General features: G+C 70.9%; 9 protein-coding genes and 1 pseudogene. 8 read left to right on the forward strand and 2 right to left on the reverse strand.

Features of this window, described 5'->3' with window-relative positions; all coding sequences use genetic code 11:
- A pseudogene (locus tag FNH05_RS27170) lies at window positions 1–201 on the forward strand (hypothetical protein); the annotation flags it as partial.
- Window positions 202–257: 56 nt separating this feature from the next.
- A complete protein-coding gene (locus FNH05_RS27175; protein ID WP_144591592.1) occupies window positions 258–464 on the forward strand; it encodes a hypothetical protein in 207 nt (68 codons plus the stop codon).
- Window positions 465–519: 55 nt separating this feature from the next.
- Here the strand turns inward: FNH05_RS27175 and FNH05_RS27180 are convergent, their stop codons facing one another.
- Window positions 520–912 carry an SCO5389 family protein gene (locus FNH05_RS27180; protein WP_144591594.1) on the reverse strand — a complete coding sequence of 131 codons (393 nt, stop codon included), beginning with the start codon at window positions 910–912 and terminating at the stop codon, window positions 520–522.
- Between the two features lie 37 nt (window positions 913–949).
- Complete coding sequence (locus FNH05_RS27185) at window positions 950–1,912, reverse strand: ATP-binding protein (RefSeq protein WP_144591601.1); 963 nt, start codon at window positions 1,910–1,912, stop codon at window positions 950–952.
- Between the two features lie 127 nt (window positions 1,913–2,039).
- Between FNH05_RS27185 and FNH05_RS27190 the strand changes: the two genes are divergently transcribed.
- The 6 genes from FNH05_RS27190 (at window position 2,040) to FNH05_RS27215 (ending at window position 7,386) form a co-directional block, all read left to right on the forward strand.
- Complete coding sequence (locus tag FNH05_RS27190) at window positions 2,040–3,458, forward strand: RNB domain-containing ribonuclease (protein WP_425458495.1); 1,419 nt, start codon at window positions 2,040–2,042, stop codon at window positions 3,456–3,458.
- A gap of 14 nt (window positions 3,459–3,472) precedes the next feature.
- Entirely contained in the window at window positions 3,473–4,243 is a 771-nt protein-coding gene (locus FNH05_RS27195; RefSeq protein ID WP_144591604.1) for a helical backbone metal receptor, read from the forward strand.
- 99 nt (window positions 4,244–4,342) lie between these two features.
- A complete protein-coding gene (locus FNH05_RS27200; RefSeq protein WP_144591595.1) occupies window positions 4,343–4,816 on the forward strand; it encodes a hypothetical protein in 474 nt (157 codons plus the stop codon).
- 14 nt (window positions 4,817–4,830) lie between these two features.
- Window positions 4,831–5,385 carry a hypothetical protein gene (locus tag FNH05_RS27205; RefSeq protein WP_144591597.1) on the forward strand — a complete coding sequence of 185 codons (555 nt, stop codon included), beginning with the start codon at window positions 4,831–4,833 and terminating at the stop codon, window positions 5,383–5,385.
- 127 nt (window positions 5,386–5,512) lie between these two features.
- Window positions 5,513–6,457 (forward strand): undecaprenyl-diphosphate phosphatase, encoded by a 945-nt coding sequence (locus FNH05_RS27210; protein WP_144591599.1) that lies wholly within the window; start codon window positions 5,513–5,515, stop codon window positions 6,455–6,457.
- A 5-nt stretch (window positions 6,458–6,462) separates the two neighbouring features.
- On the forward strand, window positions 6,463–7,386 hold the full coding sequence (locus FNH05_RS27215; protein WP_144591606.1) for a cytochrome c oxidase assembly protein: 924 nt from the start codon (window positions 6,463–6,465) through the stop codon (window positions 7,384–7,386).
- Window positions 7,387–7,458: the final 72 nt, after the last annotated feature.

Raw genomic sequence — 7,458 nt, forward strand, 5'->3', positions numbered from 1 at the left:
GCGCCGGACAGTGCGGTCGACAGTGCCGTGGACAGTGTGGTGGACGGTGCGGTGGACGCGGACACCGACACGCCCCCGCGAGGTATCCCGATGGGCGACCGTGGCTGGTTCGACGAGTTGCGGGAGGACGGCGCGGCCGGGCCCGGCACCTTCGGCCCGACCGGAGAGCCCACCGAGAAGCCGTTCCGCTATCGCTCCTGACCCTGGCCGCCGCCGCTGGTGGTGACAGCACCGGCGGCAGGTGCGAAGCTCGGGGTATGGCGGCGAAGAGCAAGGATCCGGATCCGGACCGGGGTTGGTACTACAACACGCGCACGCACGAGGTCGAGCATCTGGAGCGGTCCCGCTCGGTGGACCTGCTCGGGCCCTACCCGGACGAGGCGACCGCGCGGCGGGCGCTGGAGATCGCCCGGGAGCGCACCCGCAAGGCCGACGAGGAAGACGCCGAGTGGGGCGGTGACTGACCGGGAAAAGCGACGGCGCCTTCCCGCGTGCGGGAAGGCGCCGTAGGGGCGAAGATCAGCAGTCGCGCAGCTCGGGGCTCTGGTTGCGCAGCTGGCCCGCGGGCGAGATGAACTCGCGGTAGGCGTCGCCGTCCACCGCCGCCGGGCGGAAGGCGGCCACCCGGTGGCAGTTCTGGAACGCCAGTTTCATGCCAAAGTGCCGTTCGAGTCCGCCGCGGATGGCGTCGGAGGCGAGCGCCCGCAGGAGCTGGCCGCGTTCGGTCTCGCTCGGCGGCGGGGTCGCGTGGTCGGCGAAGTCCGCCGTGCCGCCGTCCAGGTCGGCCGCGACGGTGCTGATCACCTGCCAGGCGTAGGGCAGCGAGTCGCGCACGCAGGCGACGAACTCGGCATCGGTCACCTCACCGGATTCGGCGCGTTCGAGCAGGGCGGCGGGTACGTCCAGGGACAACTGTTTCTCCTTTTTCCGTTGTTTTTCCGGCGGTGGGCTACGCCCGGGCCAGTGCGGCCGGGCCGGGGACGAACTCGGGATCGATCTGCGCGGCGAGGTCCTGGCCCGTGCGCTCGTTGCCCCAGGAGCGGGCGTTGCGCAGGTGGAACTCCACGGCCTGCCGGTGGAACCGGTCCCAGTCCCGCACAGTCGAGTCCACAGTGGACAGCATGGTGGCCAGTGCGGCCAGGTTGTGCGGTTCGAGCGCGCCGATGGGCCGGGCGCGGCCCCGCTCGGCGGCCCGGACGTGGCCCGATCCGGTGAGCCAGCACAGCAGGTCTTCACCGGCCTGCTCGCGCAGGAAGGCGACGTCCTCCTCGTCGGTGACCTTGTTGCCGACCACCGCCAGGCGGACGTCGAAATCCTGCGCGTACTCGGCGTACTGGCGATACACCCCGACGCTGCGCAGCGTCGGCTCGCACACTAGGAACGTGACGTCGAAGCGGGTGAACAGCCCCGAGGCGAAGGCGTCGGCACCGGCGGTCATGTCCAGGACCACGTACTCGCGCTCGTCGTCGACGAGGTGGTTGAGCAGGAGTTCGGCCGCGCCGACCTTCGAGTGGTAGCACGCGACGCCGAGGTCGTCTTCGGTGAAGCGGCCGGTCACGCCCAGCCGGACCCCGCCGACCTCGCGGAAGCAGGCCTCGGTGACCGGGTTGTCCTCGAAGGGGCGCATCAGCCGGGAACCGCGCCCGGGCGGAGTCGTCTTGATCATCGCGTCGGTGCCGCTGATCAGCGGGTTGTCGCCGCGGAGGTAGTCCTTCACCAGCGGCAGGTGCTCACCGAGGGTGGGCAGCGCGGCGGCCTCCTCCTCGCTCGCCCCCAGCGCGACCGCGAGGTGCTGGTTGATGTCGGCGTCGATGGCCAGCACGGGATGCCCCGCGCCGGCCAGATAGGCGGTGAACAACGAGGTCAGCGTGGTCTTGCCACTGCCTCCCTTGCCGACGAAGGCGACCTTCACTGCGGACCACACCCTCTCCATGAATCGAAAATGAAATCGGTTTTCATCACTAGTATGGCAAGGTACACCCGGGTGGCCCAGTCACCGATGGGGGGATCAACGGCCTCGCGCGGGTTAGGGTGCATATGTGCCTCGCGTCGTGGTTCACGCCTACTCGGCGGGTGGCGACTTCGGTCGCCTTCGCGCCGAGTTCGAGCTGCCGGACGGCTTCGGCGCCGACGTGCTCGCCGAAGCCGAGACCGTGGCGATGGACCCGCCCGCCGCCGTCGCGCCCCGGGAGGACGCCACCGCGCTACCGCTGGTCACGATCGATCCACCCGGCGCGAAGGACCTCGACCAGGCGATGGCGCTGGAGCGCCGGGGCGAAGGCTTCCGCGTGCACTACGCGATCGCCGACCTGGGTGGGTTCGTGCGTCCCGGCGGGCGGCTCGACCGGGAAGCCCGCCGCCGTGGCCAGACGCTCTACCTCCCCGACGGCAACGTGCCCCTGCATCCGCCGGTGCTGTCCGAAGGCGCGGCCAGCCTGCTGCCCGGCGAGACGCGCCGGGCCGTGTTGTGGACGATCGACCTGGACAGCGGGGGTGAGCCGACGGCCACCAGGGTGCGGCGCGCCCTGGTCCGGTCGACCGCCCGGTTCGACTACGAGAGCGTGCAGGCCGCCTTCGCCACCGGCACCCCGCATCCTTCGATCGAGCCGCTGCCCGCGCTGGGGCGGCTGCGGCGGGAACTCGCCGTGCACCGCGGCGCGGTGGAACCGCAACTGCCCGAACAGGCCATCGGCGGCGACGCCGGGGACGGCTGGGTGCTGGGCATGCGTCCCCGCAATCCCGTCGATGCCTGGAACGCGGAGATCTCGCTGCTCACCGGGATGGCCGCGGCCGGGATCATGATCGAGGCCGGGATCGGGGTGCTGCGCACCCTGCCCGATCCGGACGAGGAGTCGGTGAACTGGCTCCGCCGCTCCGCGCAGGCGCTGGGCATTCCCTGGCCCGCCGGCACGAGCGTGTCGGAACTGCTCGCCGGGCTCGACCCGGCGCTGCCCGAGTCGATGGCCCTCTACACCTGCTCGACCCGCCTGCTGCGCGGCGCCGGCTACACGAGCTTCGCCGGCGGGGCGCCCGACTCGACCTCCCATGCCGGGATCGGCGCCCCGTACGCCCATGTGACGGCCCCCATCCGGCGGCTGGTGGACCGGTTCGCCACCGAGGTCTGCCTCGCCGTCTCCGCCGGAGCCGAAGTGCCCGGCTGGGTGCAGGCGGCCCTGCCGGAGTTGCCGTCGCTCATGAGCACCTCGGACGGCCTCGCCGCCAGGGTGGAGCGCGCCTGCCTCGACCAGGTCGAGGCCTGGATGCTGGCCGAGCGGGTCGGCAGCACCTTCGAGGCCGTCGTGCTGCGGGCCGAGGAGGCCAGGGCGGAGATCCTGGTGGAGGATCCACCGGTGATGGGCCGGTGCGCCGGGGCCAACCTGCCGGAGGGGGAGCGCATCACGGTGCGGCTCACCGCGGTGGACGTGGAGAGGCGAAAGGTGTCGTTCGAGCGAGCATGACCGACCAGCGAGCGATGGCCCTGTTCGACGACCTCGGCGAGGACGTCCCGCTGCTCGGCGTCCCGCGGCGCGTGGTGTCGCTGGTGCCGTCGCTCACCGAAGCGATCGCGGTGAGCGTCCCCGGTGTGCTCGCCGGGGCGACCGACTACTGCACGCACCCGGAGGGGCTGGCCGTGCCGCGGGTCGGCGGATCGAAGTACCCCAAGCTGGACCGGGTGTTCGAACTGCGCCCGGACCTGGTGCTGGCCAACTCCGAGGAGAACCGGCCCGAGGACGTGGAACGCCTGCGTGCCAACGGTTTTCCGGTCTGGGTGACCGAGGCTCCGGCGACCGTGCCGCATGCGCTCGCGTCGTTGCGGCGTCTGCTGACACAGGCCTTCGAGGTGGCGGAGCCGTACTGGCTGGTGCGGGCGGAGCAGCTGTGGCGGGAGATCCGCCCGGAGCGGGTGCGCGCGGTGGTGCCGGTGTGGCGCAGGCCCTGGGTGATCCTCGGCCGGGACACCTTCGGTGGCGACGTACTGCGCCGCCTCGGAGTGTCCATTGTGTACGGTGAGCACGAGGACCGGTACCCGAGGCCGAAGCTGGACGAGCTGCGGTCGTGGTTCGACCGCGGGGACGCGGATCTGCTCGTACTTCCCGACGAGCCGTACCGGTTCACGGCGGAGGACGGGCCGGAGGCCTTCCCGGGGGTGCGCCACGTCCTGGTCTCCGGCCGCTACCTCACCTGGTACGGGCCTTCGCTGGTGGCCGCGCACGAGACCCTGTCGGCGGTGCTGTCCGGTTGATTTTTTCTGGACAACGGGGAGAAACCGGCCGAAGATCATTCTGTGACACCGGAGGCACGGCCCGGCCGAGGCCGACTTTTCGCCGGACTGGCGACAGCGATGATGCTGCTCGTCGGCGGGGTCGTGACCGTGCTGGTGCTGCTCGGGCGTGCGCCGTCGCCGGTCGCCGCCCCGCCGCCGCCCAGCGCCCCGTCGAACCTGGCCCTGAGTGACCCCGTCGCCACCGAAGCGGTGCGGGCGCAGGTCAGCGAGGCACTCCGGGCCGTCTTCGGCATCCATGGGGACGCACTCGACCAGGCGCGTCGGGATGCGGGTAAGTACTTCACCGAGGCGGCCGCCAAGCAGTACGACAGCCTGCTGATGCAGGTTCCCCCGGAAAACCAGCGGATCACGGTGACCGTGAGCGACGCCGCGGTGCGGACGCTGACCGGCTCCAAGGCCGAACTGCTGGTCTTCGTGGAACAGCACGTGGAAAAGCCCGGCACGGCCGGGACGACGGGTACCGCCGCGTTGGTCGTCACCGCCGAACAAGTGGGGCAGCGCTGGCTGATCGCCGACCTGCGGACGAAATGAGGGACGCCGACGCCATGGATTCCGTCGAACCGTCCCTGCGGCGGGACCGGTGGGTGTTCGTCCTCGTCGCGGTGGTGGCCGTGGTGGTCGTCGCCGCGGTCACGGTGACAGCCCTGGTCACTCCGCTGGCGGACGGGCAGCCGCCACCGGCGCCGTCCCCCGCCGTCCAGCAGAACGCCGTCGCGACCACCCGGGATGCCGTCCTGGCCACCGCCGAGCACGCCGCGCTCGAACTGACCACCGTCGACTACCGCATCCCGGACGAGATCGAGACGCGCCAGAAGGCCGTGGCCGCCGAATCCCTGCAACTCCGGATCGCCGACGACTTCCCGAAGTACGCCGACGAGGCGAAGCAGCGGCAGACAGTGGTCACCCCCACGGTGGCGGCTTCCGCGCTGAGCGCCCTCGATTCCGCGCAGGGGACCGCGACCGCGCTGGTCTACCTCGCCGCCACCGTCTCGCAGAACGGCGGTGCGGCGTACGACAAGCGGGTCGCGGTGACGCTCGAACTGCGGCGAACGGGCGAGGGCTGGAAGGTCGCGGACATCCGGATGCCGTACCAGGGCTGACGTTTCGCCGCTTCTCCGGCCGTCTACGATTTCCCCTCCGATCGGGCCACCCGTGCCACCGGGGGCGCCGGACGTGTCCGGTACTTTCGTAGCGAAACCGTGCTTCGCGTTCGTGGAAAGGTCCTCAATGTCCGCTGTGACATATTTCGAGGCAATTGTTGTGGGCGCCTTGCAGGGTGTGTCTGAATTGTTCCCGGTGTCCAGTCTCGGGCACAGCATTCTGCTCCCCGCCTGGTTCGGCGGCTCCTGGGCCAACGACCTGAGCATGGGCAAGGACTCGCCGTACCTCGCCGTGCTCGTCGCGATGCACGTGGCCACCGCGATCGCGCTGGTGGTCTTCTTCTGGCAGGACTGGGTGCGCATCCTGCGTGGCCTGTGGACCTCCATCCGGGATCGCGAGGTGGCCGACTCCGACCAGCGGCTGGCCTGGCTGCTCATCCTCGCCACCATCCCGGTCGGCGTCGCCGGCCTGCTGCTGGAGAAGGCGCTGAGGGACTTCCTCGGCAAGCCCGTGCCGACGGCGATCTTCCTGACCCTCAACGGTGCGGTGCTCTACGCCGTCGAGCGCTTCGGCCGGACCCGTGCGGCCAAGCCCGCGGTGCCCGCCGCCGCCGAGCAGACGATCGACTTCTCCGCCGAGGTCACCATGCCGATGCGGGCGATCAGCGTGGAGGAGATGTCGGACCAGCGACTGGCCAAACTGGGCATCGGCGAGGCGATGCTCATCGGTGCCGCGCAGATCCTGGCGCTGTTCCCCGGTATCAGCCGGTCCGGGATCACCATGGTGGCCGGACTGCGGCGGGGCCTCGACCACGAGGACTCGGCGCGGTTCGCCTTCCTGCTCGCCACCCCGGTCATCCTGGCGGCGGGCGTGCTGAAGATGCCGTCGCTGTTCTCCGCGGACAACCGGGCTTCGCTGGGGCCCGCGGTGGTGGGCAGCCTGGTCGCCGGTGTCGCGGCCTATATCGCGGTGCGCTTCTTGACCTCGTATTTCGAAAGCAGGACACTGACCCCGTTCGCGATTTACTGCGTGCTGGCGGGTGCCGGTAGCCTGATCTATTTCGCGGTTTGACCACGATGACTGCGCTGACCTGGGGAACGATTTTCACCACGGGGACGCTCGATGTCCCCGCGCTGGTGTTCGTGCTCGGACTCGGCGCCTGGTACCTGGCCGCGGCGCGGCGGGTGCCGGACTGGCCGCGTTCGCGTACCGCGGCCTTCCTCGGCGGGCTGGCCACGATACTGCTGCTGACCTGCTCGTTCCTCGGCGCCTACGACGGGGTGCTGTTCTGGGTGCGGGCGCTGCAGGTCGTGACCCTGCTCATGATTACCCCGCTGCTGCTCGCCCTGGGCGCGCCGCTGACCCTGCTGCTGGCCACCGCGCCGTTCGCCGACCGGCTGCGGGTGCTGGGCCGGAGCCTCGTCGCGCGGGTGCTGACCTTCCCGCTGGTCATCACCGTGCTGCTGATCGTGCCGCCGTTCCTGATCTACCTCACCCCGCTGTACGAGCTGACCCTGCGGCACGCGGCGGTGGACGAGCTGGTGCGGCTGGGCCTGCTGGGCTGCGGGTTCGTGTACTTCTGGACCCGGTTGCGGCTCGACCCGACCCCCCGGGAAGACCACCACCTGGTGTCGTTCGGGATCAGCTTCGCCGAGGTGGTCGTCGACGCGGCGCTGGGCCTGATCCTGTGGCTCGGTCCGCTGCGGGCGGCGGGCTACTACGAGGCGCTTCACCGGGCGTGGGGCCCGGACCTGCGCACGGACCAGATCGTCGGTGCGGGCATCCTGTGGATCGGGGGCGATCTGGCCGGGCTGCCGTTCGTCGGCGCGCTGTTCGCGCGCTGGATGCGGACCGACGAACGGCAGGCCCGGCAGGCCGACCGCGAGCTCGACGAAGCCACGAAGTCCGGCACGGCCGACGCGCCCGCCGCGCCCGCCAAGGGTCTCTGGTGGGAGAACGACCCGGTACTGGCCGAGCGTTTCCGCCGCGGACGGCAGTAGTGGCCGCCGGGGATCCGGAGCCCGGGGATCTGGAGCAAAGAAGCTTTACTACGGACCGCCACGGTCGCGAGC

Origin of the sequence: Amycolatopsis rhizosphaerae (genome assembly GCF_007713715.1) — a bacterium.
GTDB lineage: Bacteria > Actinomycetota > Actinomycetes > Mycobacteriales > Pseudonocardiaceae > Amycolatopsis_E > Amycolatopsis_E rhizosphaerae.

Coding starts and splice junctions, on each gene's coding strand:
- FNH05_RS27200 (WP_144591595.1), top strand. CDS start 4,343: ATGATGCTGCTCGTCGGCGGGGTCGTGACCGTGCTGGTGCTGCTCGGG.
- FNH05_RS27195 (WP_144591604.1), top strand. CDS start 3,473: ATGGCCCTGTTCGACGACCTCGGCGAGGACGTCCCGCTGCTCGGCGTC.
- FNH05_RS27175 (WP_144591592.1), top strand. CDS start 258: ATGGCGGCGAAGAGCAAGGATCCGGATCCGGACCGGGGTTGGTACTAC.
- FNH05_RS27210 (WP_144591599.1), top strand. CDS start 5,513: ATGTCCGCTGTGACATATTTCGAGGCAATTGTTGTGGGCGCCTTGCAG.
- FNH05_RS27215 (WP_144591606.1), top strand. CDS start 6,463: ATGACTGCGCTGACCTGGGGAACGATTTTCACCACGGGGACGCTCGAT.
- FNH05_RS27205 (WP_144591597.1), top strand. CDS start 4,831: ATGGATTCCGTCGAACCGTCCCTGCGGCGGGACCGGTGGGTGTTCGTC.